At 41.5% G+C, this 22,800-nt stretch carries 23 protein-coding genes and 2 other annotated features; of the genes, 20 read left to right on the top strand and 3 right to left on the bottom strand.

Translation table 11 applies throughout. From position 1 onward, the window contains the following. The first annotated feature begins 173 nt into the window (after positions 1-173). The 14 genes from polA (at position 174) to NSQ11_RS13220 (ending at position 15,381) form a co-directional block, all read left to right on the top strand. Positions 174-2,813, top strand: a complete 2,640-nt coding sequence (gene polA / locus NSQ11_RS13285) for a DNA polymerase I (RefSeq protein WP_342501125.1) — start codon at positions 174-176, stop codon at positions 2,811-2,813. Between the two features lie 25 nt (positions 2,814-2,838). Continuing rightward, on the top strand, positions 2,839-3,672 hold the full coding sequence (gene mutM, locus NSQ11_RS13280; RefSeq protein WP_025207769.1) for a DNA-formamidopyrimidine glycosylase: 834 nt from the start codon (positions 2,839-2,841) through the stop codon (positions 3,670-3,672). 174 nt (positions 3,673-3,846) lie between these two features. Then, the gene (gene ytaF / locus NSQ11_RS13275) at positions 3,847-4,479 is read left to right on the top strand and encodes a sporulation membrane protein YtaF (RefSeq protein WP_007501684.1); all 633 of its coding nucleotides are present in this window, start codon (positions 3,847-3,849) and stop codon (positions 4,477-4,479) included. Positions 4,480-4,492: 13 nt separating this feature from the next. Beyond that, the gene (gene coaE / locus NSQ11_RS13270) at positions 4,493-5,098 is read left to right on the top strand and encodes a dephospho-CoA kinase (RefSeq protein WP_035701967.1); all 606 of its coding nucleotides are present in this window, start codon (positions 4,493-4,495) and stop codon (positions 5,096-5,098) included. Between the two features lie 172 nt (positions 5,099-5,270). Continuing rightward, positions 5,271-6,293 (top strand): glyceraldehyde-3-phosphate dehydrogenase, encoded by a 1,023-nt coding sequence (locus tag NSQ11_RS13265; protein WP_008346043.1) that lies wholly within the window; start codon positions 5,271-5,273, stop codon positions 6,291-6,293. 235 nt (positions 6,294-6,528) lie between these two features. After that, the gene (speD, locus tag NSQ11_RS13260) at positions 6,529-6,909 is read left to right on the top strand and encodes an adenosylmethionine decarboxylase (protein WP_003216492.1); all 381 of its coding nucleotides are present in this window, start codon (positions 6,529-6,531) and stop codon (positions 6,907-6,909) included. Between the two features lie 184 nt (positions 6,910-7,093). Then, complete coding sequence (locus NSQ11_RS13255) at positions 7,094-7,480, top strand: hypothetical protein (protein WP_017358264.1); 387 nt, start codon at positions 7,094-7,096, stop codon at positions 7,478-7,480. A gap of 4 nt (positions 7,481-7,484) precedes the next feature. Beyond that, positions 7,485-7,943, top strand: coding sequence for a transcriptional regulator NrdR (gene nrdR, locus NSQ11_RS13250; protein ID WP_003216720.1), 459 nt, complete (start codon positions 7,485-7,487; stop codon positions 7,941-7,943). A 99-nt stretch (positions 7,944-8,042) separates the two neighbouring features. Continuing rightward, the gene (locus NSQ11_RS13245) at positions 8,043-9,464 is read left to right on the top strand and encodes a replication initiation and membrane attachment family protein (protein ID WP_017367826.1); all 1,422 of its coding nucleotides are present in this window, start codon (positions 8,043-8,045) and stop codon (positions 9,462-9,464) included. A 17-nt stretch (positions 9,465-9,481) separates the two neighbouring features. After that, complete coding sequence (gene dnaI / locus NSQ11_RS13240) at positions 9,482-10,411, top strand: primosomal protein DnaI (protein ID WP_008346034.1); 930 nt, start codon at positions 9,482-9,484, stop codon at positions 10,409-10,411. 32 nt (positions 10,412-10,443) lie between these two features. After that, complete coding sequence (locus NSQ11_RS13235; RefSeq protein ID WP_007501676.1) at positions 10,444-11,082, top strand: TVP38/TMEM64 family protein; 639 nt, start codon at positions 10,444-10,446, stop codon at positions 11,080-11,082. Positions 11,083-11,142: 60 nt separating this feature from the next. After that, positions 11,143-12,012 carry a putative sporulation protein YtxC gene (gene ytxC / locus NSQ11_RS13230; protein ID WP_008346029.1) on the top strand — a complete coding sequence of 290 codons (870 nt, stop codon included), beginning with the start codon at positions 11,143-11,145 and terminating at the stop codon, positions 12,010-12,012. A 43-nt stretch (positions 12,013-12,055) separates the two neighbouring features. After that, positions 12,056-12,303: a binding site (T-box leader), on the top strand. 45 nt (positions 12,304-12,348) lie between these two features. Next, positions 12,349-14,289 carry a threonine--tRNA ligase gene (gene thrS, locus NSQ11_RS13225; RefSeq protein WP_007501674.1) on the top strand — a complete coding sequence of 647 codons (1,941 nt, stop codon included), beginning with the start codon at positions 12,349-12,351 and terminating at the stop codon, positions 14,287-14,289. A gap of 171 nt (positions 14,290-14,460) precedes the next feature. After that, on the top strand, positions 14,461-15,381 hold the full coding sequence (locus NSQ11_RS13220; protein WP_017358260.1) for a methyl-accepting chemotaxis protein: 921 nt from the start codon (positions 14,461-14,463) through the stop codon (positions 15,379-15,381). A gap of 55 nt (positions 15,382-15,436) precedes the next feature. On the opposite strand, the gene NSQ11_RS13215 is transcribed toward NSQ11_RS13220, so the two are convergent. Continuing rightward, positions 15,437-16,216 (bottom strand): HAD family hydrolase, encoded by a 780-nt coding sequence (locus NSQ11_RS13215; protein WP_024718651.1) that lies wholly within the window; start codon positions 16,214-16,216, stop codon positions 15,437-15,439. 136 nt (positions 16,217-16,352) lie between these two features. Beyond that, the gene (locus NSQ11_RS13210; protein ID WP_025207763.1) at positions 16,353-16,928 is read right to left on the bottom strand and encodes a DUF4352 domain-containing protein; all 576 of its coding nucleotides are present in this window, start codon (positions 16,926-16,928) and stop codon (positions 16,353-16,355) included. Between the two features lie 337 nt (positions 16,929-17,265). Next, positions 17,266-17,397 (top strand) — a sequence feature (ribosomal protein L20 leader region). A gap of 71 nt (positions 17,398-17,468) precedes the next feature. On the opposite strand from NSQ11_RS13210, the gene infC reads away from it, so the two are divergent. The 4 genes from infC (at position 17,469) to NSQ11_RS13190 (ending at position 18,931) form a co-directional block, all read left to right on the top strand. Beyond that, positions 17,469-17,984, top strand: a complete 516-nt coding sequence (gene infC / locus NSQ11_RS13205; RefSeq protein WP_024718649.1) for a translation initiation factor IF-3 — start codon at positions 17,469-17,471, stop codon at positions 17,982-17,984. A gap of 25 nt (positions 17,985-18,009) precedes the next feature. Continuing rightward, positions 18,010-18,210 (top strand): 50S ribosomal protein L35, encoded by a 201-nt coding sequence (gene rpmI / locus NSQ11_RS13200; RefSeq protein ID WP_003216324.1) that lies wholly within the window; start codon positions 18,010-18,012, stop codon positions 18,208-18,210. A gap of 31 nt (positions 18,211-18,241) precedes the next feature. Continuing rightward, on the top strand, positions 18,242-18,601 hold the full coding sequence (rplT, locus tag NSQ11_RS13195; protein WP_007501659.1) for a 50S ribosomal protein L20: 360 nt from the start codon (positions 18,242-18,244) through the stop codon (positions 18,599-18,601). A gap of 63 nt (positions 18,602-18,664) precedes the next feature. Continuing rightward, positions 18,665-18,931 (top strand): DUF1294 domain-containing protein, encoded by a 267-nt coding sequence (locus NSQ11_RS13190; protein WP_008346019.1) that lies wholly within the window; start codon positions 18,665-18,667, stop codon positions 18,929-18,931. A 17-nt stretch (positions 18,932-18,948) separates the two neighbouring features. Here the strand turns inward: NSQ11_RS13190 and NSQ11_RS13185 are convergent, their stop codons facing one another. Next, entirely contained in the window at positions 18,949-19,353 is a 405-nt protein-coding gene (locus tag NSQ11_RS13185; RefSeq protein ID WP_008346017.1) for a hypothetical protein, read from the bottom strand. 179 nt (positions 19,354-19,532) lie between these two features. Here NSQ11_RS13185 and NSQ11_RS13180 point away from each other — a divergent pair, with 179 nt between their 5' ends. Further along, the gene (locus tag NSQ11_RS13180) at positions 19,533-20,621 is read left to right on the top strand and encodes a M42 family metallopeptidase (protein ID WP_060832550.1); all 1,089 of its coding nucleotides are present in this window, start codon (positions 19,533-19,535) and stop codon (positions 20,619-20,621) included. 349 nt (positions 20,622-20,970) lie between these two features. Then, a complete protein-coding gene (gene cstA, locus NSQ11_RS13175; RefSeq protein WP_039168858.1) occupies positions 20,971-22,767 on the top strand; it encodes a carbon starvation protein CstA in 1,797 nt (598 codons plus the stop codon). Positions 22,768-22,800 lie beyond the last annotated feature (33 nt).

The following is a 22,800-nucleotide window of genomic DNA, read 5'->3' as shown; positions in this document are numbered from 1 at the left end:
ATAGGAACCCCTTCATCCAAGGAGCCAATTTTGGAAGGACGAAAACACTTGTTGTTTTCGTCCCTTTTTTATGCAGGCTCGTCTATTTTCTTTTCAAAATAAACTTTGATAAAATGAACATACAATGTGCGAAAGAGACGGCTGAGCCGGCTCAGTCGATGGAGGATTAAAAGATGACAGATCAAAAGAAATTAGTACTTGTGGATGGAAACAGTCTCGCTTATCGAGCCTTTTTTGCTTTGCCGCTATTATCCAATGATAAAGGCGTACATACAAATGCCATTTATGGCTTTGCGATGATCTTAATGAAGATGCTGGAAGACGAGAAGCCGACTCATATGCTCGTAGCATTTGATGCGGGTAAAACCACCTTCCGTCACGAGACCTTTAAGGAATATAAAGGCGGAAGACAAAAAACTCCGCCAGAACTATCAGAACAAATGCCGTTCATCCGTGAGCTATTAGATGCTTATCAAGTGAAAAGGTACGAGCTTCCGCAATACGAGGCAGATGACATTATCGGCACACTGGCTGTAGAGGCAGAAAAGGACGGCTTTGAGGTCAAAATCTTCTCAGGAGATAAAGACTTAACGCAGCTTTCAACAGACCATACAACAGTAGCCATTACGAAAAAAGGTATCACAGAAGTAGAATATTACACACCGGCCCATATTGAAGAGAAATACGGCCTCAGACCAGATCAAATCATCGACATGAAAGGGCTGATGGGAGACTCATCAGACAATATCCCAGGCGTGCCTGGTGTCGGTGAAAAAACAGCGATTAAATTACTAAAGCAGTTTGAAAGCCTTGAAAATCTGCTTGATCATATTGACGAAGTCAGCGGGAAAAAGCTAAAAGAAAAGCTTGAAGAATATAAAGAACAAGCGGTGATGAGTAAAAAGCTGGCGACGATTCTCGTAGAAGCACCAATAGATGTGTCAAGCAAAGAGCTCGCCTATGAAGGTCCTCACATGGAGCAGGTCATCTCGCTTTATAAAGAACTGGGCTTTCAAACGCTGCTAGAGCGTTTAGGAGAAGCGCCAGAATCAGATGAACCGGTAGAAATAGACGAACTAGACGTGAAGAAAATGACAGATGTCACGGAGGACATGCTGACAGATCACGCTGCACTTGTGGTAGAACAGCTAGGAGACAATTATCACGAAGCCGATTTGATAGGGTTTGCGATCCATAATGAGAACGGTGCATTTTTTATGACAAAAGAAGATGCTCTTCAATCTGAAGCGTTTAAACAATGGGTACAGGATGAAACGAAGAAGAAATGGGTCTTTGATTCCAAAAGAGCGGTTGTTGCGCTCAGATGGCATGATGTTGATCTTAAAGGTGTCGATAACGATGTCCTGCTCGCTTCCTATGTGGTCAATCCGCAGAAATCCTATGAGGACGTTGCAAGTGTGGCGAAGGAATATGGCCTGAACATAGCCCTTTCCGATGAAAAAGTTTACGGCAAAGGAGCGAAACAGGCGATTCCACCTGAAGAAGAGCTAAAAGACCATCTTGGAAGAAAAGCAGCAGCGATCTCTGCGCTGCATGATTTGACCCTTGAAGCGTTAGAAAAAAATGATCAGCATGAGCTGTATGAAGATTTAGAGTTGCCACTTGCCCTCATCTTAGGTGAAATGGAATCTCTTGGAGTAAAAGTGGATGTTGAACGTCTTCAGAAAATGGGTGAAGAACTCACGAAGAAGCTGAAGGAATATGAAGAAACCATTCATCGGTTAGCAGGAGAAACATTTAACATCAATTCACCGAAGCAACTTGGTGTGATTTTATTTGAAAAATTAGGACTGCCGGTTATCAAAAAGACCAAAACAGGCTACTCTACGTCTGCGGATGTCCTTGAAAAGCTTGAAGACAAGCACGAAATTATTCGGTCCATTCTGCATTACCGTCAAATAGGAAAGCTGCAATCTACTTATGTAGAAGGCTTAATGAAAGTGACGCGCAAAGATACGCATAAAGTGCACACAAGATTTAATCAGGCACTTACACAAACAGGAAGACTAAGCTCAACAGACCCAAACCTTCAAAACATCCCGATTCGTTTAGAAGAAGGCCGAAAAATTCGTCAAGCGTTCGTTCCATCAAAAGAAGGCTGGCTCATGTTTGCAGCTGACTATTCTCAAATTGAGCTGCGTGTACTCGCGCACATTTCTCAAGATGAGAACTTGATTGAAGCCTTTACTCAAGATATGGATATTCACACGAAAACAGCCATGGATGTGTTCCATGTCTCAGAAGAAGAAGTGACTTCCTCTATGAGGAGACAGGCAAAAGCTGTCAACTTCGGAATCGTATATGGAATTAGTGATTATGGACTGTCTCAAAACCTTGGGATTACAAGAAAAGATGCAGCGGCCTTCATTGAACGTTATTTAACAAGCTTTAAAGGCGTGAAAACCTATATGGAGGACATCGTGCAGGAAGCAAAACAAAAAGGGTATGTGACCACGCTTCTTAAACGCAGACGATATATCCCAGATATCACAAGCCGTAATTTTAATGTGAAAAGTTTTGCGGAAAGAACGGCAATGAACACACCGATCCAAGGCAGTGCTGCCGATATCATCAAAAAAGCGATGATTGATATGGCACGAAAGTTAAAAGAAGAGAATCTGCAGGCAAATCTGTTATTGCAAGTGCACGATGAACTGATCTTTGAAGCGCCAAAAGAAGAAATCGCCATATTAGAAAAAATCGTCCCTGAAGTCATGGAAAGCGCACTTCAGCTCGATGTGCCGCTAAAAGTCGATTATGCTTCAGGTCCATCTTGGTACGACGCAAAATAAAGAGAGAGAAAAAGGAGCGAGGAGCATGCCGGAATTACCAGAGGTTGAGACCGTCCGGCGCACTCTTCAGCGGTTAGTCAAAGGAAAAACGATTGAAACGGTCGATATCAAATGGCCAAATATCATCAAACGTCCTGGGGAACCGGAAGAGTTCGCTAGAAGGATGGTAGGAGAAACCATTCAAACCATTGAAAGAAGAGGGAAGTTTCTACTCTTTCATTTAGACCACTATGTGATGGTCTCCCATTTAAGAATGGAAGGGAAATACCGTGTACATGAAACTGGTGAGCCTTATGATAAACATGTACACGTCGTCTTTACGTTCACAGATGGTACCGAACTTCGGTACCATGATGTCCGTAAATTTGGGACGATGCATCTATTTCAGCCAGGCGAAGAAGAAAAAGAACTTCCGCTATCACAGCTGGGGTATGAACCTTTTTCAGATTCATTTACACCAGACTATTTATGGGAGCAATTAAAGAAAACCTCCCGCGTAGTCAAAACGGCTTTACTTGATCAAAAAATCGTGGTTGGCCTCGGTAATATTTATGTAGATGAAGTGCTGTTTAAATCAGGCATTCATCCAGAAACAAAAGCGAATCAGCTAAGTCTTGCATCTTGCAAGGTGCTCCACAAACATATTATTGAAACGCTTCAAGTGGCTGTTGATGCAGGAGGTAGCACCATTCGTTCCTACATCAATTCACAAGGTGATATTGGGACTTTTCAATTACAGCTTCTTGTATATGACCGGCGGGGAGAACCTTGCCAGACGTGCGGCAGTATCATAGAGAAAACAGTGGTGGGAGGGCGCGGCACTCATTTTTGTGTGACCTGCCAAAAACGCCCTTCATAAAAGTAAGCCGTCAGCATGCTTCCTTTTTGCCATGCATACGATAAAAAACATTCTTTTTTCAGCAAGGTGTAGACTGACACACAGCCCACCTGCTCTTCATATAGTGAAGAAGAGTCTAAGGACGCCTAGAGACTCTTGATCATCGTTGCATGAACAGAAAGGAAGAGTACAGGTATGATTTCGTTTTCGCTTCTGTTTTTAGCTATTGCCGTCAGCATTGACAGCTTTTCTGTAGGTTTTACGTATGGTCTTCGCAAGATGAGGATTCCATTTAAAGCCATCGTTATTATTGCTTGCTGTTCAGGAATTGTGTTGCTCATTTCCATGCTGATTGGCAGCCTGCTCACGACATTCCTCCCTGTCTCAGTGACAGATAAACTGGGTGGAGGCATTTTAATTGCTATCGGACTTTGGGTTCTGTATCAATTTTATAAACCAGCGAAAGAGCGTGATTTGCTCCTTCATGAAAAAACACTTCTCAATGTAGAAGTGCAGTCTCTTGGGCTTGTCATTCATATTTTGCGAAAGCCTACAAGTGCAGATATTGACCGCTCTGGCACCATTAATGGAATGGAAGCGGTGCTTCTTGGAATTGCTTTATCCATCGATGCATTTGGTGCAGGAATTGGTGCAGCGATTCTTGGTTTTTCTCCAATTGTCATGAGCATCACGGTCGCTGTGATGAGTTCTCTTTTTGTATGCATCGGACTGCGTGCAGGTCATTATTTGGCCAATTGGCGCTGGATCGATAAACTCGCATGCTTACCAGGGCTGTTGCTCATTTTAATTGGGGTGTGGAAGCTGTAAAGGAGGAAACGAATTGACGCTCGTCATTGGATTAACAGGCGGGATTGCTAGCGGAAAAAGCACAGTCTCGCAGATGATAAAAGAGAAAGGCATTCGGGTGGTGGATGCAGATATCATTGCAAAAGAAGCGGTTTCTAAAGGAGCGCCTGCCCTTCATCAAATCGTTCAAACTTTTGGTGAAGAGGTTCTTCTGCCAAATGGTGAACTGAACCGGCAGCAGCTTGGAGCGATCATTTTTTCTGATGAAGAGAAAAGAAAAAAGCTCAATGCCATCGTTCATCCTGAAGTCAGAAAGGAAATGCTCAAGCAGCGTGATGAAGGGGTCAGCAACCAAGAAACTTTTGTTGTGCTTGATATTCCGCTCCTATTTGAGAGCAAGCTGGAAGGGCTAGTCGACCGTATCATCGTTGTGTACACGACGCCTGATTTGCAGCTGTCGCGGCTCATGAATCGAAACGACCTGAGCGAGGAAGAAGCGCTGAATCGCATTCACTCCCAGCAGCCTCTTGAGGAGAAATGCCAAAAAGCAGACCGTGTGATAGAAAACACAAAAGATCTTGCTTTTATTAGAAAGCAATTAGAGAACATATTAAACGAATGGGAACATACAGATAAGTAAGAGTACATACAGTACTCTTCTTTTTTTATGCTTTTTTCGTCAATTTCATTGCAAAGAACAGCCCTTTTTTGAAAATATACGTTTATATACTGGCAATTACATTCTAATGTGATATACTAATTTCATAAATAAATTTATTGAGTATAACACATAATAGAGGAGTGACCTGTTCATGAAGGTAAAAGCAGCGATCAATGGGTTTGGCAGAATTGGACGCATGGTCTTCAGAAAAGCAATGCTTGATGATCAAATTCAAATTGTAGCGGTGAACGCAAGCTATCCTGCCGAAACGCTAGCACATTTAATTAAATATGACACAAATCATGGACGTTACGAATGCGATGTGACAGCAGAAGATGACGCGTTGATTGTCAATGGCAAAAGAGTGCTTTTGCTCAATAATAGAGACCCAAAGCAGCTTCCATGGGGAGAGCTTGGGATTGATATCGTGATCGAAGCAACAGGGAAATTTAATTCAAAAGATCAAGCGATGGGCCATATAGATGCCGGAGCGAAAAAGGTCGTACTTACAGCTCCAGGTAAAAATGAAGACGTTACAATTGTAATGGGTGTCAATGAGGATGATCTTGATCCTGAAAAGCACGTCGTTATTTCAAACGCATCTTGTACAACAAACTGTTTAGCGCCAGTTGTCAAATTGTTAGATGATGAATTTGGCATCGACAACGGCTTAATGACAACGGTTCATGCTTATACAAATGATCAAAAAAATATCGACAACCCCCACAAGGATTTGCGCCGGGCAAGAGCATGTGCCCAGTCCATCATTCCAACGACGACGGGTGCCGCTAAAGCGCTTTCTTTAGTGCTGCCGCACATGAAAGGGAAATTACATGGACTTGCACTTCGCGTGCCAGTTTCTAATGTATCGATGGTTGATCTTGTGGTCGACTTGAAAAAAGATGTTACAGCAGAAGAGGTCAATGCTGCCTTTGCAACGGCTTCAAAAACATCTCTTGCTGGCATATTAGATTACACCGATGAACCACTTGTCTCCACAGACTTTAACACAAACCCTTATTCTGCTGTCGTTGATGGACTTACAACGATGGTGATGGAAGGCAGAAAAGTAAAAGTTCTTGCATGGTATGACAATGAATGGGGCTATTCTTGCAGAGTGGTTGATCTTGTAAAGTTTGTTGGTTCCCAGATGAAAGAGCTTTCAGCTGTTTGAAATGAAGAAGACTGAACGTCCCTTTTCAAGAAATGAGAGAAAATCCCACTAAAAACACAGCTTGCAAAATGGGTCTAAACAAAGTATACTATTTTTCGTGAACTTCTTGTTCGCAGACTCATTCGGGTATACTTAAAGGGTTAGGACCTCTTTGGACTAACTTTCCCCCGTGGTATATGTCCGGTCCGGCTGCTTAGAACTTCACTCTTTCATTCTTGTTTAAGGGGGGTCCATGATGGAAACAATCGGACGTCACGTTATCTCCGAGTTATGGGGATGCGACTGTGATAAACTGAACGACATGGATTTTATTGAAAAAACGTTTGTAAATGCAGCTTTGAAATCAGGAGCTGAAGTAAGAGAGGTTGCTTTTCACAAATTTGCACCTCAAGGAGTAAGTGGAGTTGTCATTATTTCTGAATCTCATCTGACAATTCACAGCTTTCCTGAACATGGTTATGCGAGCATAGATGTTTATACTTGCGGCGATCTAGATCCGAATATTGCAGCAGATCATATCGGAGATGAACTAGGTGCTGAAACAAGAGAAAACATCGAAATTCCTCGAGGCATGGGACCTGTACAAGTGAAACAGGCGCAAGCCAAAGCACTGTAAACATAAAAAAGATTGCAATGGGAGCTGGCCAAAAGCATTAAATGCCTTTGTGTTATGCTCCTTTTTATATTTGTTCCATACACGACATCCAGCATGATCCAACCTGTCTATACTTTTGTTCTAGGAAAACAAAGGTTTTTTTTATAAAATAAAGAAGAGGGTTTATGACAAAGGGGATACGTGTATGACTTTAGGACAAAAGCTCAAACGATTCATTTCAAATCATACAGAAACATCTGACCATCATCCAGTGTCAGAGCTGAAAAGCCATTACTACAAATCGACACAAACTCAAGTTTTCCAAGCGGTAGAAGCCGTTCTTTCAAGAAACGATTCCTATCAAGTGACATCTGTTTCAGCAGAACGAGGTGAAATCAGCGCAAACATACGAACGCCGAAAAAAGCTTTTCTCGTGGCGACTGTCATTTCAATTCGTCCTTTTGAAACAGCTGTCGATTTTAATGTGACAACAGAAACAGCACTGCCAACAGACTTTGGCTACAGTCAAAAGGCTGTTTTGTCCCTTTATAAAGAACTAGACAAACAACTTCCAAGAAGAGATCGGAGCTGATGAAATGAAATGTCCCACATGTCAGCACCTTGGCACAAGGGTGCTTGATTCAAGACCAGTAGATGAAGGAAAATCCATTCGTCGGAGAAGAGAGTGTGAAAGCTGTCAATATCGCTTCACGACGTTTGAAAAATTAGAAGAATTGCCATTGATTGTGGTGAAAAAAGAAGGAATTCGAGAAGAATTCAGCCGGGAAAAGATGCTAAGAGGCCTCATTAAAGCGTGTGAAAAACGTCCTGTCGCTTTAAAACAGCTTGAGGATGTCTGTTTTAACATCGAGAAGGAATTGCGTAACCAAGGCATGTCAGAGGTGAAAAGCGAGCTTGTTGGGGAAATGGTAATGGACGAGCTGGCGAAAATCGATGAAGTGTCTTACGTCAGGTTTGCCTCGGTTTACCGTCAGTTTAAAGATATCAATGTATTTATTGATGAATTAAAAGATTTATTAAAGAAAGAACGCTAAAAAAGAGCTGAAGATTCTTCATGCTCTTTTTCCTGCGTAAAGCGTAAAACGCAAAAAGAGTGTACAATGAAGACAACCGTATTAAGGGAGGATCAGCATATGACAGAGCATTGGAAGGAAGTGCTAGCCGTCGATCCGTATGTCGTCAAAAGCGCTTCATTGCTCGGTGACATCGATAGACAGCTTATTACTCTTTTATATCAGCCGCTTATTGGCATGTCCGCTTTCAGTTTATACATGACGCTGTGGGGAGAGCTGGAACAAAATCGAATGTGGGGGAAACCCGCACCTCACCGTCAGCTGATGGTGATGCTGCAAACGAATTTAAATGATATTTTTGAGGAGCGCTTAAAGCTTGAAGCGATCGGATTACTCCGCACATATGAACAGGAAACGGAAGAAGGCAGACTGTTTACATATGAGCTCGTGCCGCCGCTGAGACCGGATGAATTTTTCCAAGACGGTATGCTGAATGTCCTTTTGTATCATCGGGTAGAGAAAGCAAAATATATGCAGCTTCGTGATTATTTTTCTTATCCAGGAGTTCCTGCTGATGCAAAGAATATCTCCCGATCGTTTGAAGAAGTGTTTCACGTCTTGCAGCCAGGAGAGCGCAAGATGACAGAGGAAATCAATCAGGCGTCATCGCTTGACGAGGGCTACGAATATGTGACAGTTGGCTCAAGTCAGCCTGCACCGCTTTCAGATGAATCTTTTGATTTTGATCTCCTGTTAGCAGGCATGTCGGACATGATGATTCCGAGAAAGGCTTTAACAAAGCAAGTGAAAGAAACAATTAAGAAGTTAGCTGTCGTCTATGGCATCACACCGCTGCAAATGCAAAATATTGTCGCAGGTGCCTGTGGTTCAGATCAGATGATATCAACTGAGGATCTGCGAAAAGCAGCGAGAGACTGGTATCAAATTGAATACAGAGGCGAACAGCCGAAGCTGATTGATCAAAAACAGCCAAGACATTTACGTCACAATGTCACGCAAAATTCAGGTGCAGATGCACCTGATGCGAAATTGATTGAAAAGCTTGATCATATTTCGCCTAGAGAGCTTCTAAAAGATATGGCAGATGGCATTGAGCCGACGTATGCAGACTTAAGAATTGTTGAAGATATTATGCTTGAGCAGCAGCTAGAGCCTGGGGTCATGAATGTCCTGATCTACTATACACTGCTAAAAACCGATATGAAGCTGTCCAAAACATATATGCAGAAAATCGCCGCCCACTGGGTGCGAAAGAAAATCAAAACAGTGGCAGCTGCTATGAAAATTGCCAAAGAAGAGAACAGACAAATGACAGAATGGGCGCAGCAAAAAAATAAGCGTCAATCATATGGATCAGGAAAAGTGATCCGCGAGGAGAAGCTGCCTGACTGGATGAAGGAAGCTGAAACGAAAGAACAGCCAAAAGAACAGACAGATAACTTGTCTACAGAGGACCTCGAACGAGAAAAAGAAAAATTGTTAGATCAGTTTAATAATATGAAAAAGTACAATGCACATTAATGTGAGGTGAGATGGAGATGAAACCGATCGGTCGTTCATTTGATCAGCTAAAAGGGCGGGTAGATTTTCGCGTGAGATACAATCAGATTAAAGAAAGTGTCCTAGCTGATGAAGATGTAAAAGCTTTTTTAAAGGAGCATCAAGAGGACATCCAAGAAGACATGATCAATCGCAGTTTGAACAGGCTCTTTGAATATGTACAGCAATCAAAGGGCTGTTCTTACTGCTTAGAGGAAGAGAATGTAAATGTCATTTTAGACGGGTATCACCCGAAGCTTGTGATCAAAGGTCAGAGCATTGATATTGAATATTCCCCTTGTCCTGTCAAACTGCGGCTTGATAGACAGAAAAAACAGCAAGAACTCATGAAAAGTATGTATATTCCGCAGAATGTTCTTCAAGCGACGTTTGCTGATTTAAATGTGGTTGGAAGACAAGAAGTCATTCAAAAAGTAGGTCAATTCTTGCAAAGTTATGATGAAACAGGTAAGGGCAAAGGCCTCTATTTACATGGAAAGTTTGGGGTCGGAAAAACATTTATTCTGGCAGCGATTGCGCAGCAGTTAGCGGTAAAAGAGTATCCATCTCTCCTTGTATACGTGCCTGAATTTGTGAGAGAGTTAAAAAATTCGTTAGCCGATCATACACTCGAAGAGAAGCTGAATATGGTCAAATCAACACCGATTTTAATGCTTGATGATATTGGAGCAGAGTCGATGACAAGCTGGGTACGAGATGAACTTTTAGGAACAATCTTGCAATACCGCATGGCAGAGCAGCTGCCGACTTTTTTCTCTTCTAATTTCTCACCGAATGAGTTAAAGCATCACTTTACGTACTCACAGCGTGGGGAAAAAGAAGAGGTGAAGGCAGCTCGATTAATGGAACGTATTCTCTACCTAGCTGAACCAGTTTTGCTTGAAGGGGAAAATCGCCGTCATTTATAAAAAGATAGGTCACGTGAAGGGGAGCGGATGAGATGAACAAAAGAAAATGGCTGCTTTTTCTCGTGATTGGCGTTCTAGCTGCTGTGCTATGGTGGCTCAACAAACAGCATCTTCAACTGTCGCCGAAAGATGTGAAGAATTGGATTCTTCAATTTGGGATGCTGGCTCCCTTTGTCTTTCTTTTCTTATCACTTTTTCGTCCATTTGTGCTTGTCCCTCTCACCGTCTTTTCGCTAGCAGCGGGTTTGGCATTCGGCAGTGTCCTTGGGACCATTTATGCCTTAGCTGGTGCGACAGCAGGTGCAACAGGATCTTTCCTGCTTGCCTCAACCTTCCGTTCAAACAAGCAGGAAACCGAATCAAGCAATCGGAAGCTAAAAGCGGTGACGTCCCGTATTCAAGAGCATGGATTTCTTTATATCCTCTTATTACGCATTGCGCCCATTCACTTTGATTTTGTCAGTTATGCCGCAGCAGCTTCACGTGCGAATTATCGTGCATTTGCGGCAGCTACTTTTTTAGGATTAATACCTGGTACTGTGGCGTTAAATGTCCTTGGATCAAGCTTTGTGAGCGGAAATTATGCCGCCTTAGCGATTGTTTGTTTGATTTATTTGATCTTTATCTCAGTGCCACTGATTTTAAAAAGAAAGATGCCTGATTTATTTTAGGCGTCTATTTTTTATGTTCCCCCCATATATATGTAACAGATGTCGTTAGGGGGGACAAACATGCTTGAAATAATCTTTGAAGATGAATATGATACCGCCGCTTTTTTACATCTTGCTGAACACTTGGACAGTCGGCATCACATTTCGATTCAACAAGGGAAAGACCGGCTTCTCATAGAAGCGAAGAAATCAGGAGAAGCCATAGAGCACATTGTGCGGACATTGCTGATTCACTTTTTTTTGGAATGCAAAGAAAATGAACGCATGCGCAGCATCCTTGAAAACACATACTTATTTAAAGATCCAGAAGAGCAGCACCAAATTCTTTCAATCGCCCATAGCATCATGAAAGGGGATCTAGATGATATCCCTGGAATTCATCAAGACCCGCCGAGGGAGGATCTGTTAAAAAAAGAGCTTGAGACGATTTCTTTACAGAAAGGTGTTTTTTCCATTGGTTCATTTATGACATTTAGGCTCTCAGCGTATGACAGAAGGTTGAAGAACTATGTTGAAGTATCCATCGAAGAATATAAAATGGAACAAGAATATCAAAACTTTATTCAATCCCTTCGAGACTATGTGATGTCAAGAGAACCTAAGCTTGAAAAAGTACATGTTGTGCATCAGGACCGCCTGATGATTTGGGAATTTCGGTACGCTTCTGAGCGTGATCAAAAACAATACATAGACAGACAGTTTGTAAGAGAGCATCCAATGTATATTGATTCGCAGTTGATTGCACCGCTTGTATCCATTGCGCCACAAAAAATTGACCTATTTACAGATGATACAGGTCACTCGATGGTGCAAACCATTCAAAATATTTTTCAAGAAAGAGTCGAGGTATTCCCGCCTCATTCGTTTCAAGAACAGCATGTACAATTTGTTCCTAGTCATTTGGAAAAGAAAAGTGAAAAGCTTTCTTGATTTTCACGAAAAAACGTTTTATAATACGGTGTAACTTCATACAGAGACCGTATTGATAAGGACATGAACAAATGAACACCCGCTTAAAGAGAGGGAAGCCGTGGCTGAAAGCTTCCTAGCAGAGGACCATTTGCTTTACCACCTTTGAACATCAGCTGTGAACTGTTTAGTAATAGCTGACGGGAATTCCCGTTATTGAACCACAAGCCGTATTTGCTTTTGACAAAGCAAGCTGCAAATACGGGAAAAAGGGTGGAACCACGATTCCGTTTATTCAACCTCGTCCCTTTCCAGGGGGCGGGGTTTTTATATTGCCAAAAAAAGGAGTGACTAGAGATGTCAGAACAAATTCAACTTACATTTCCAGATGGAGCAGTCAAGGAGTTTGACAAAACAGCTACAACAGAAGACATCGCGGCATCAATTAGCCCAGGCCTAAAGAAAAAAGCGCTTGCCGGTAAATTGAACGGCAAAGAAATAGATCTGCGTACGCCGCTGTTAGAAAGTGGAACAATCGAGATCATCACAGATAAGAGTGAAGAAGCGCTCGATATTATGCGCCACAGCACAGCGCATTTACTAGCACAGGCAATCAAACGCATTTATGGAAAAGAGCATCACGTCCAGTTTGGCGTAGGCCCTGTCATCGAAAATGGCTTTTACTATGATGTCGACATCGATGTAGCGATTACACCTGAAGATTTACCAAAGATTGAAAAAGAAATGAAAAAAATCATTAACAGCAATTTGCCGATTGAGCGCATTGAAGTTTCAAGAGAAGAAGCGAAAGCACGCTTTGAAGCAATTGGCGATGAATTGAAGCTAGAGCTGTTAGAAGCAATCCCAGAAGGCGAAGCGGTCACAATTTATGAGCAAGGTGAATTCTTCGATCTATGCCGCGGTATTCACTTGCCGTCTACAGGGAAAATCAAAGAATTCAAGCTGTTAAGCCTTGCAGGTGCTTACTGGAGAGGCGACAGTAACAACCAAATGCTTCAGCGTATTTACGGAACAGCTTTCTTCAGCAAAGAAGAATTAAACGAGCATTTACGTCTGCTTGAAGAAGCAAAAGAGCGCGATCACCGTAAACTAGGAAAAGAATTGAAACTGTTTGCGAACTCTCAAAAGGTGGGCCAAGGTCTTCCGCTCTGGCTGCCAAAAGGGGCAACAATCCGCCGCGTCATTGAGCGTTATATTGTTGATAAAGAAGTACGCCTTGGTTATGAGCATGTGTATACACCCGTTCTTGCGAGTGTAGAATTGTATAAAACATCAGGCCACTGGGCGCATTATCAAGAAGATATGTTCCCAGTCATGGAAATGGACAACGAAGATCTTGTCCTCCGTCCAATGAACTGCCCGCACCATATGATGATTTACAAAAACGAGCCGCATAGCTATCGCGAATTGCCAATTCGGATTGCAGAGCTTGGTACAATGCACCGCTATGAAATGTCAGGTGCTTTATCCGGTCTTCAACGTGTTCGCGGGATGACATTAAACGATGCCCATATCTTTGTTCGTCCAGATCAAATCAAAGACGAATTCATTCGTACAGTTCGCCTAATTGAAGAAGTGTATCAAGACTTTGGCTTGAATGACTACACATTCCGCTTATCTTACCGTGATCCAGAAGATACTGAGAAGTATTTCGACGATGATGCGATGTGGAATAAAGCGCAGTCTATGCTGAAAGATGCAATGGACGAGCTTGGACATGACTACTATGAAGCAGAAGGCGAAGCGGCATTTTATGGTCCGAAGCTTGACGTCCAAGTAAAGACAGCTCTTGGAAAAGAAGAGACTTTGTCTACTGTACAGCTAGACTTCTTACTTCCAGAGCGTTTCGATCTCACATATATCGGAGAAGATGGAAAACATCATCGTCCGGTTGTCATTCATAGAGGAGTTGTGTCCACAATGGAACGCTTCGTTGCCTTCTTAATTGAAGAATACAAAGGAGCTCTTCCAACATGGCTGGCACCTGTACAATTCCAAGTCATCCCGGTTTCACCATCTGTCCATTTAGACTATGCAAAAAAAGTGCAAGAACGTTTGCAGCTTGAAGGACTGCGTGTAGAACTAGACAGTCGTGATGAAAAAATAGGATACAAAATTAGAGAAGCGCAAATGCAAAAGATTCCGTACATGCTGGTTGTCGGTGATCAAGAAGCAGAAAATGGCGCGGTCAATGTAAGAAAATATGGGGAACAAGATTCAGAAACAATGGACCTCGAAGCTTTTGTGAAACATGCAGTCGCAGAAGCAAAAAAATAATGAAGGCGCACGAAACAGTCAGTGATCTCATCTATTGAGGTTGCTGGCTTTTTTCTTATGGAAAAAAATTCTCCACTAGTGATCCATTTGCGCAAATGATACGTTTAGATAGTACGAAAGTATGGGTAAGTATGTACTATTAGAGAGAGGCAAATTGGGGGAATGAAAGCGATGATTCAAACAACAAACACTTCATCAACACAAGTATTGGAGCAATCAGCTGTGCTTCGTGCGTTAGAGCACTCACTGGCGATGATTGAATTTGATGTCACAGGTAAGGTCCTATGGGTCAATGATATTTTTGCAAAAGCCATGAAATATTCAAAGGAAGAAATGATTGGTTTAAAGCATAGACAGTTTTGTCCTCCGCATATTGCAGAAGACGCAAGTTATCAAATGTTTTGGAAGCGTTTGAAGAATGGTCAAGTGTTTCAGGAAAAGGTGCAGCGGATCACGAAGTACGGTGACACCTTATGGCTTGAAGCGACGTATACACCAGTGCTCAATGAAGAGGGGAACGTAGTGGCTGTCGTGAAAGTGGCAACAGATATTACGGAGAGAGAAAACACAATGAAGCAGGTAGTAGAAGACCTAAAAGATATGTCTGCTAAATTAATGGAGCGAGCGGAAATCGGCATCCAGCATAGTCAAAGTGTAAATGCTTCTTTTGAACATATTGCGAATGAAACGGATCAAAACATGAGTTTGCTAGAAGGGTTAACAGAGCAGGTGGAGTCGATCAGCTCAATTGCTACAACGATTAACAGTATCGCATCCCAAACGCAGCTGCTCGCATTGAACGCGGCCATAGAAGCTGCGCATGCGGGTTCCTATGGAAATGGCTTTAGTGTCGTCGCGGCAGAAATCCGTAAGCTTGCGACAGATTCAAAGGAAGCGATTGTAAAGGTGGATCGTTATGTGAAGGCGATCCATTTAGAAGTTGAAAAGGTCAGCAACGGAACAAGCCGTGCAAAGACAAGCGTGTTTACAAACCGGGATCTTGTCAAGCAAGCAAGCGAGGAATTCATGAATGTAGGAGAAGCAGCACGCGGCTTAGATCGTCAAGCACAAAGTTTAGCAGCAATTGTATAGCCGAAAACGAAAAAACACCCAATCTCGATCAGGAGAAGGGTGTTTTTCCTATGGTTTATTTTAAAATATCAAACAATTCGTGTAAGTCTTTAATTTCATAATCTGGTGTCACATCTGTTTCATTTTTCTTGCCATGACGATTGATCCAAACAGTTTGGATGCCAGCGCGAGAAGCGCCGAGAATATCTGTTTTTGGATTATCTCCTACCATGATGACATCATCTTTTGTGAGATTTAACAGCTGAAGGCAGTGCTCAAAGATGCCAGGATCAGGCTTTCCTTTCCCGTAATCTCCTGAAATCACAATTTCATTAAAATAAGGGGCAAGTTCCGGAACACCTGCAAGTTTTTCTTTTTGCAGACTAGGATCTCCATTTGTTAAAAGGAGTAATTCATAGGTGCCCTTCAGGCGCTCTAAAACAGGATACGTTTCTTCATAGACATATGGGCGTTTTCTACGCTCTGCTGCAAAGAAATCTGCTAAGTATTGACCAAATGCTTCATCGTCAATGCCTGCCTCTTTTAAGCCGTTCGTCCATGCGTTTTTGCGATACTCTGGTGCAAGGGCGTTCAGCTTTTGAAAGCCTTCGCTAATCGGCTCACTAAAATTAGACCACAGTCCTTCAAAAGGATTAATGCCAATCATAACAGTATAATCATATGTTTCATAAGAAGAGTACAGCTTTCTTGCTTCTTCACGCACAATCTGTTCAAACGATTCTGGATCAAGTCCATATTTCTTTTCCGCTTCCCTGCATGTTTCCTGAAAAGTGGTATGAATGCTTTTTTCATCCCAAAGCAAAGTATCATCTAAATCGAAAAATACGGCTTTCATGATCTTCTCCCTTGTTATGTATGTAGTTACCCTCAATTGCATGTGACAGGCTCATGTTCATTTTACAATAGAAGTTTTAGAGTTTAAATAGATTATTTAGTAATAAAAAAAGTGCACAAAAATGTGCACTCTTACATTATTTTGATAAATCAATGGTCTTATACTTACCGCCAGTCCATCCTAGTCCTGATGAGACTTGAAGCGAGAATTTCTTTTCGTTTGGAACTTCAAAAGCAATTCTACCTTTTTTAGATAATTTAGGATTTATTTGTTTTAAGAAGAAACTTGAATCCGTATCATTTACATACATATTATTTGTTGCAAGTGATTTGTATTCTGTGCCGTCTTTGCCAATTAACCTGAACATCTCAGTATCTACCATTCTACCTTTTTTACCTGTATTTTTGACCGTTACTTCAACAATTACAAATTTGCCGTCTGTCGTTACATCGCTCAAATACTGTTTTTGCAAAGATTTCGCTTCTGTTACGCTGTTTACTTGATAAGTAAAGTCTTCGACTGCTACTTTATCTCCAATTTTATGCGTTTTTTCTTTATCATTTTTCTTTTCGCTACTCGTTACTGCATTTTTAGAACCAGTATTTGATGTATTATCTTTTTTGCTGCCGCCCCCAGCCATACAAGATACAAAGATAATAATCAAAATGAGAATAATGATACTAAGACACCCAATCTTAAAAAACTTTTTCAAATAAATCCCCTACTTTTCCTTATTTTATTAAATGAATTTGAATACTTCTCCAATGATAAGTCTAAAGAATTATAAAATCAATCATTTTTTTGAAAAAATAGATATATAATCCTTTTTTTATATGGAATATGATTTATATTTTTGTTTATTTATGTATACAACTTGATTTATATCGGTGTGATAATGAAAAATTGAAGGATTTGAAGAGACTTTATTTCTTTTTAAATAAGGCTTGCCCAAATCGTTTCGTCATGCTAAAATGAAAAAGTTGTTTCAAGAGTTCGGTTACTTGACGGACAAATGAAAATTGTGTAGAATAGTTAACGAATTGAATAGATATCACAAGCAGAAGCACCCGCTTCTCACCTGATTGACACATGTTTGTAGTTGACAGGTTGACCGTACATTTATTTTTTCATGCAAATGTTCGCAGTGTGGGTGTTTTATATGCCCACACTTTTTGTTTGCCTGTAAAACATACAACGAAATGGTCAAAATGAATTGTGAACTCAATTCAAAATCTCATGGAGGTGGCTCACTATTAGCAAAGATCAATTAGTTAATGAAGGTATTCGTGCGCGTGAAGTTCGTTTGATCGGACAAAATGGCGATCAGCTTGGGATTAAAACCCGCCAGGAAGCTCTGGAAATTGCTACGAAAGCCAATCTTGACCTTGTGTTAGTTGCTGCAAATGCAAAACCACCTGTTTGCCGAATCATGGACTATGGTAAGTTCCGATTCGAACAACAGAAGAAGGAAAAAGAGGCACGTAAGAATCAAAAAATCATTAGCTTAAAAGAAGTTCGGTTGAGCCCGACAATCGATGAACATGATTTTAACACGAAGCTCCGTAATGCAATCAAATTCCTTGAAAAGGGAGATAAAGTGAAAGCTTCTATCCGCTTTAAAGGCCGTGCGATTACGCATAAAGAAATCGGACAGCGCGTGTTAGACCGTTTCTCTGAAGCTTGCGCTGAAGTAGCAACAGTAGAAACAAAACCTAAGATGGACGGACGCAGCATGTTCCTCATGCTTGCACCAAAAGTCGAAAAGTAAAAGTAACAGAGGGAGGAAACATCCAATGCCAAAAATGAAAACTCACCGCGGATCTGCTAAACGTTTCAAAAAAACAGGTTCTGGTAAACTTAAACGTTCTCATGCGTACACAAGTCACTTGTTCGCTAACAAATCTACAAAGCAAAAACGTAAATTGCGTAAGAGCGCAATCGTAAGTGCTGGAGATTTCAAACGTATCAAACAACAACTTGCAAACATCAAGTAATCTGGAATAGGAAACATAGGAGGGAATTACAATGCCAAGAGTAAAAGGCGGAACTGTGTCGCGTCAGCGTCGTAAAAAGGTTCTTAAATTAGCAAAAGGTTATTTCGGTTCAAAACATAGATTATATAAAGTAGCAAACCAACAGGTGATGAAATCTGGAAACTACGCTTTCCGTGACCGTCGTCAGAAAAAACGTGACTTCCGTAAACTATGGATCACTCGTATCAATGCTGCAGCTCGTATGAACGGTCTTTCTTACAGCCGTTTAATGCATGGCTTAAAGCTTTCTGGTATCGAAGTAAACCGCAAAATGCTTGCTGATCTTGCTGTGAATGACCTAAACGCATTCAACCAGCTTGCTGATGCTGCAAAAGCACAACTAGACAAGTAAGTCATATAAAAGATCATTCCGCCAAGGAGTGATCTTTTTTTCTCATCATGTGAGGTGAAATCAATGAATATCGCTCTGATCGTGCTGCTCATCTTGGTCAATGTCTATGGGTTTTGTCTCATGGGAGAGGATAAACGCCGGGCGAAAGCACACAAATGGAGAATATCAGAAGCGCACTTATGGAGTGCCGCAGTACTTTTTGGTGCTGCTGGGTCATTTCTTGGCATGCAGTATTTCCGTCATAAAACGAAGCATCCTGCCTTTCAAATGGGTATGCCTGCTTTAATTGTTGTCCAATTGGTGATATTGGTCTATCTCAATCTCATCTGAAAAGGGAGCAGACGCCGTTAAGTCGGCGTATCTGCTCCCTTTTTTTGTTTGATTTTTTTGATGGGCTGATCCCAATCAATTTTTGTTTGAGGATACCGTTCAATGATGTTTTCCTCAAGTTTTTCAAAGTCTTCTAATGTGAATTCATTTAGCTTCTCAGGTGACTCCGTCCAAACGTAAATGGAGTGGACAAACAGAGGATGATCCTTAGAAGGAACATGCTTCTCCCCTTCAAACAAGACACCTTTATAGACGAAATTAAAATTTTTGCGGGCATTTTGCTGTTCGTCCATAAAATAAAAGCCTTCTTTTAATTGTGCTTGTTTCAGCTTTCTTCTCGGGTTTGAGAAGAATTTTACCGCCATGTAAAAAATATAGACAAGCAATGCAACAAGAGCAAGTCTAATGAGGATGACAAACATGACAGGATGCACCTCCAATACCGTTATCTGATGTACTACGAATGAGAAAGACAAAAGGTTTCAACTTTTTTTAAAAAAATATTTCGATTAACGAAAAAATATTCATAAAAAGATCGTATTGAACGAAAGAGGTTTTGTATAATAAGAATGCACCATGAAGAAAAAGGAGGATACACAGAATGACAAAACTAGATCAAACATTAACTATGCTGAAAGACCTAACGGATGCAAAAGGGATTCCAGGAAATGAACGTGATGTAAAAAAAGTCATGCAGTCATACATAGAAACATATGCGGATGAAGTCTCTACAGACCGCCTTGGTAGCTTAATTGCTAAGAAGGAAGGAAATGCAAATGGGCCTAAAGTGATGCTTGCTGGTCACTTAGATGAAGTAGGATTCATGGTGACAAAAATCGATGACAAAGGCTATATTCGTTTTCAAACGGTCGGTGGCTGGTGGTCTCAAGTGATGTTGGCGCAGCGTGTCACCATTGTGACGAAAAAAGGAGACATTACAGGTGTGATTGGTTCTAAACCGCCACATGTCTTATCACCAGAAGCACGAAAGAAATCAATCGAAATCACAGATATGTTCATTGATATTGGAGCTTCGAGCAAAGAACAGGCAATGGAATGGGGCGTCCTCCCTGGAGATCAAATCGTACCTTACTTTGAGTTTACGGTAATGAATGACGAAAAAATGCTTCTTGCAAAAGCCTGGGACAACCGTATCGGCTGTGCAGTAGCGATTGATGTCATGAGGAATTTAAAGGATACTCAGCATGAAAATATTGCATACAGTGTAGCAACTGTCCAAGAGGAAGTTGGCTTGCGCGGAGCTAAAACAGCTGCAGCTACCATCCAGCCTGATATTGGATTTGCTATTGATGTTGGAGTAGCAGGTGATACACCAGGTATTACTGAAAAAGAAGCAACAAGCAAACTTGGCAAAGGACCAACGATTGTCGTATTCGACGCTTCCATGGTTTCTCATAAGGGGCTTCGGGATTTTGTTGTCCAAACTGCGGATGAACTAAACATTCCTTATCAATATGATTCCATGCCAGGTGGAGGAACAGATGCTGGAGGTATTCACTTAACAGGTCATGGCGTTCCATCACTATCCATCGGGATTCCAAGCAGATATATTCATACCCATGCAGCCATGATTCATCGAGATGATTATGAAAATGCGGTAAAGCTTTTAACAGAAGTCATCAAAAGACTTGACCAAAAAACGGTTGAACAAATTACTTACGGTTCTTAATGATGAAACCTTTCCTCAGTATGGGGAAAGGTTTTTTAATTGCGTTGAATTTCCCAGGAAATGAACGTTGGAATGTAAGTTATGTCAAAAGAACTGTTTTCAGTAAATGGAGTGATATTTTTCTAGTGAGGAAGGCACATGTGATCCTTCTTGTATTTATGTAAGATGAAATCAATAAAAAGGACAGAGCCAATTGAGGCTCTGTCAAAAGAGAGTTTATGGAAGTAGGTGAAGCTTATTTTAGATTAAATCAATTATTCCTATTTGTCAACTCGGTTTTAAAAGAAAGAAAAATCAATCAATTTATGTTATATTTGTAACAAATTGTTTATACAAAGGGGATGGTTAAATGAATGCGGTTTCAATTGTGATAGGATCGATGTGTATTTTAGCGATTGCCTATCGCCTCTATGGCACGTTTATGATGGTGAAGGTACTAAAGGTCACAGATGATCATCCTACACCGGCTCATGCACTCGAGGATGGGAAAGATTATGTGCCAACAAACAAATGGGTCACATTTGGGCATCACTTTGCTGCAATTGCCGCTGCCGGTCCATTAGTTGGTCCGATTCTAGCCGCACAATTTGGGTATTTACCTGGTCTCCTTTGGCTCTTAATTGGAGCGGTGATTGGCGGAGCTGTTCATGATCTTGTGGTCTTGTTTGCTTCGATGCGAAAAAAGGGGAAATCACTATCCGAGGTAGCGAAAGAGGAGCTTGGTCCTGTGGCAGGATTTTGCACAGGGCTCGCCATGTTATTTATTATTACAATTACAATGGCAGGACTGTCCATGGTTGTGCTTCATGCTTTAGAACGAAATCCTTGGGGAACCTTTGCAGTGGGTATTACCATTCCAATAGCGATGGGAGTCGGCCTTTATTATAAAAAGACAGGCAATTTAAAGCTGGCGACATCTGCGGGATTCATATTACTGATGTTGGGGGTATTCCTTGGACCGAATATTCAAGGAACAGCACTTGGAGATTTGTTAACACTTGATACAAAAACGCTTGCTCTTGCCCTGCCAATCTATGCGTTCTTTGCTGCGGCCCTGCCGGTTTGGTTGCTTTTGGCACCAAGAGACTATTTAAGCAGTTTTATGAAAATTGGTGTTTTCATCGCGCTGATTGCGGGAATCTTTGTGGTTAATCCAACCATCCAATTTCCGGCGTTTACGGAGTTTGTAAATGGAGGAGGGCCTGTCTTAGCTGGACCTGTCTGGCCTTTTATTTCGATTACCATTGCTTGTGGCGCGATTTCTGGTTTTCATGCATTTGTTGGCTCTGGCACAACGCCAAAAATGCTAGATCGTTGGAGTGACATGAAGCCGGTAGCGTTTGGCGCGATGCTCGTAGAATGTTTAGTAGGAATCATGGCGTTAATTGCCGCTACTGCGCTTCATCCGGGAGATTATTTTGCAATTAATAGTACACCTGAAGTGTTCCGTACGCTTGGTATGAGTGTCGAGAATCTTCCTCAACTAAGCAAAGAAATCGGTCTTGACTTAGAAGGAAGAACAGGTGGAGCTGTTACATTAGCTGTAGGGATGGCGTACATCTTTACGGGTATTCCGTTCTTTAGTCATTTGGCCTCTTATTTCTTCCAATTCGTGATTATGTTTGAAGCCGTCTTTATTTTAACGGCGATTGACGCAGGAACCCGTGTCGCGCGATATTTGATCCAAGACTTCTTTGGAGAAGCATATAAACCGCTGAAACGAAATGACTGGGTACCAGGGTCAGTCTTTGCAAGTGCACTTGCTTGTTTTATGTGGGGATACTTGCTTTACTCTGGAGACATTGGGTCGATTTGGGCACTCTTTGGCGTGTCAAACCAGCTAATGGCCTCGGTCGGATTAATCATTGGGGCGACGGTTGTGTTAAAAATTGCGGATAAAAGGCGGTATATGTTGACTTGTTTAATTCCACTTGCTTACTTATATGTGACGGTGAATTATGCGGGTTATTGGATGGTTGCGAATGTCTATCTCAATCCTGAAGCATCTGGCTACAGTGTATTGAATGCAGTGCTTTCGATGATTATGCTGATTTTAGGTTTTGTCATTATCGTGTTCGCTATTAAAAAATGGATCGAAATTTGGCGCGATCCAGCTCTTCGAATGGAGACGCCAATCACTGGCTAAATGAACAAAGCCGGCTTGCTCATAAATAAGCAA

The organism is Bacillus sp. FSL W7-1582, assembly GCF_038593325.1.
GTDB classification, from domain to species: Bacteria; Bacillota; Bacilli; order Bacillales; family Bacillaceae; genus Bacillus; species Bacillus altitudinis.
Note: the sequence above shows the minus strand (reverse complement) of the source record. Positions and strands in the feature narration are given on the sequence as shown.

Bases quoted from the DNA above. Each gene is read 5' to 3' on its own strand.
- NSQ11_RS13245 (WP_017367826.1), top strand. From the start codon at position 8,043: ATGACAGAGCATTGGAAGGAAGTGCTAGCCGTCGATCCGTATGTCGTC.
- ytaF (WP_007501684.1), top strand. From the start codon at position 3,847: ATGATTTCGTTTTCGCTTCTGTTTTTAGCTATTGCCGTCAGCATTGAC.
- nrdR (WP_003216720.1), top strand. From the start codon at position 7,485: ATGAAATGTCCCACATGTCAGCACCTTGGCACAAGGGTGCTTGATTCA.
- thrS (WP_007501674.1), top strand. From the start codon at position 12,349: ATGTCAGAACAAATTCAACTTACATTTCCAGATGGAGCAGTCAAGGAG.
- NSQ11_RS13185 (WP_008346017.1), bottom strand. From the start codon at position 19,353: ATGTTTGTCATCCTCATTAGACTTGCTCTTGTTGCATTGCTTGTCTAT.
- NSQ11_RS13190 (WP_008346019.1), top strand. From the start codon at position 18,665: ATGAATATCGCTCTGATCGTGCTGCTCATCTTGGTCAATGTCTATGGG.
- speD (WP_003216492.1), top strand. From the start codon at position 6,529: ATGGAAACAATCGGACGTCACGTTATCTCCGAGTTATGGGGATGCGAC.
- NSQ11_RS13220 (WP_017358260.1), top strand. From the start codon at position 14,461: ATGATTCAAACAACAAACACTTCATCAACACAAGTATTGGAGCAATCA.
- ytxC (WP_008346029.1), top strand. From the start codon at position 11,143: ATGCTTGAAATAATCTTTGAAGATGAATATGATACCGCCGCTTTTTTA.
- cstA (WP_039168858.1), top strand. From the start codon at position 20,971: ATGAATGCGGTTTCAATTGTGATAGGATCGATGTGTATTTTAGCGATT.
- dnaI (WP_008346034.1), top strand. From the start codon at position 9,482: ATGAAACCGATCGGTCGTTCATTTGATCAGCTAAAAGGGCGGGTAGAT.
- mutM (WP_025207769.1), top strand. From the start codon at position 2,839: ATGCCGGAATTACCAGAGGTTGAGACCGTCCGGCGCACTCTTCAGCGG.
- NSQ11_RS13255 (WP_017358264.1), top strand. From the start codon at position 7,094: ATGACTTTAGGACAAAAGCTCAAACGATTCATTTCAAATCATACAGAA.
- NSQ11_RS13265 (WP_008346043.1), top strand. From the start codon at position 5,271: ATGAAGGTAAAAGCAGCGATCAATGGGTTTGGCAGAATTGGACGCATG.
- NSQ11_RS13215 (WP_024718651.1), bottom strand. From the start codon at position 16,216: ATGAAAGCCGTATTTTTCGATTTAGATGATACTTTGCTTTGGGATGAA.
- rpmI (WP_003216324.1), top strand. From the start codon at position 18,010: ATGCCAAAAATGAAAACTCACCGCGGATCTGCTAAACGTTTCAAAAAA.
- rplT (WP_007501659.1), top strand. From the start codon at position 18,242: ATGCCAAGAGTAAAAGGCGGAACTGTGTCGCGTCAGCGTCGTAAAAAG.
- NSQ11_RS13235 (WP_007501676.1), top strand. From the start codon at position 10,444: ATGAACAAAAGAAAATGGCTGCTTTTTCTCGTGATTGGCGTTCTAGCT.
- polA (WP_342501125.1), top strand. From the start codon at position 174: ATGACAGATCAAAAGAAATTAGTACTTGTGGATGGAAACAGTCTCGCT.
- NSQ11_RS13180 (WP_060832550.1), top strand. From the start codon at position 19,533: ATGACAAAACTAGATCAAACATTAACTATGCTGAAAGACCTAACGGAT.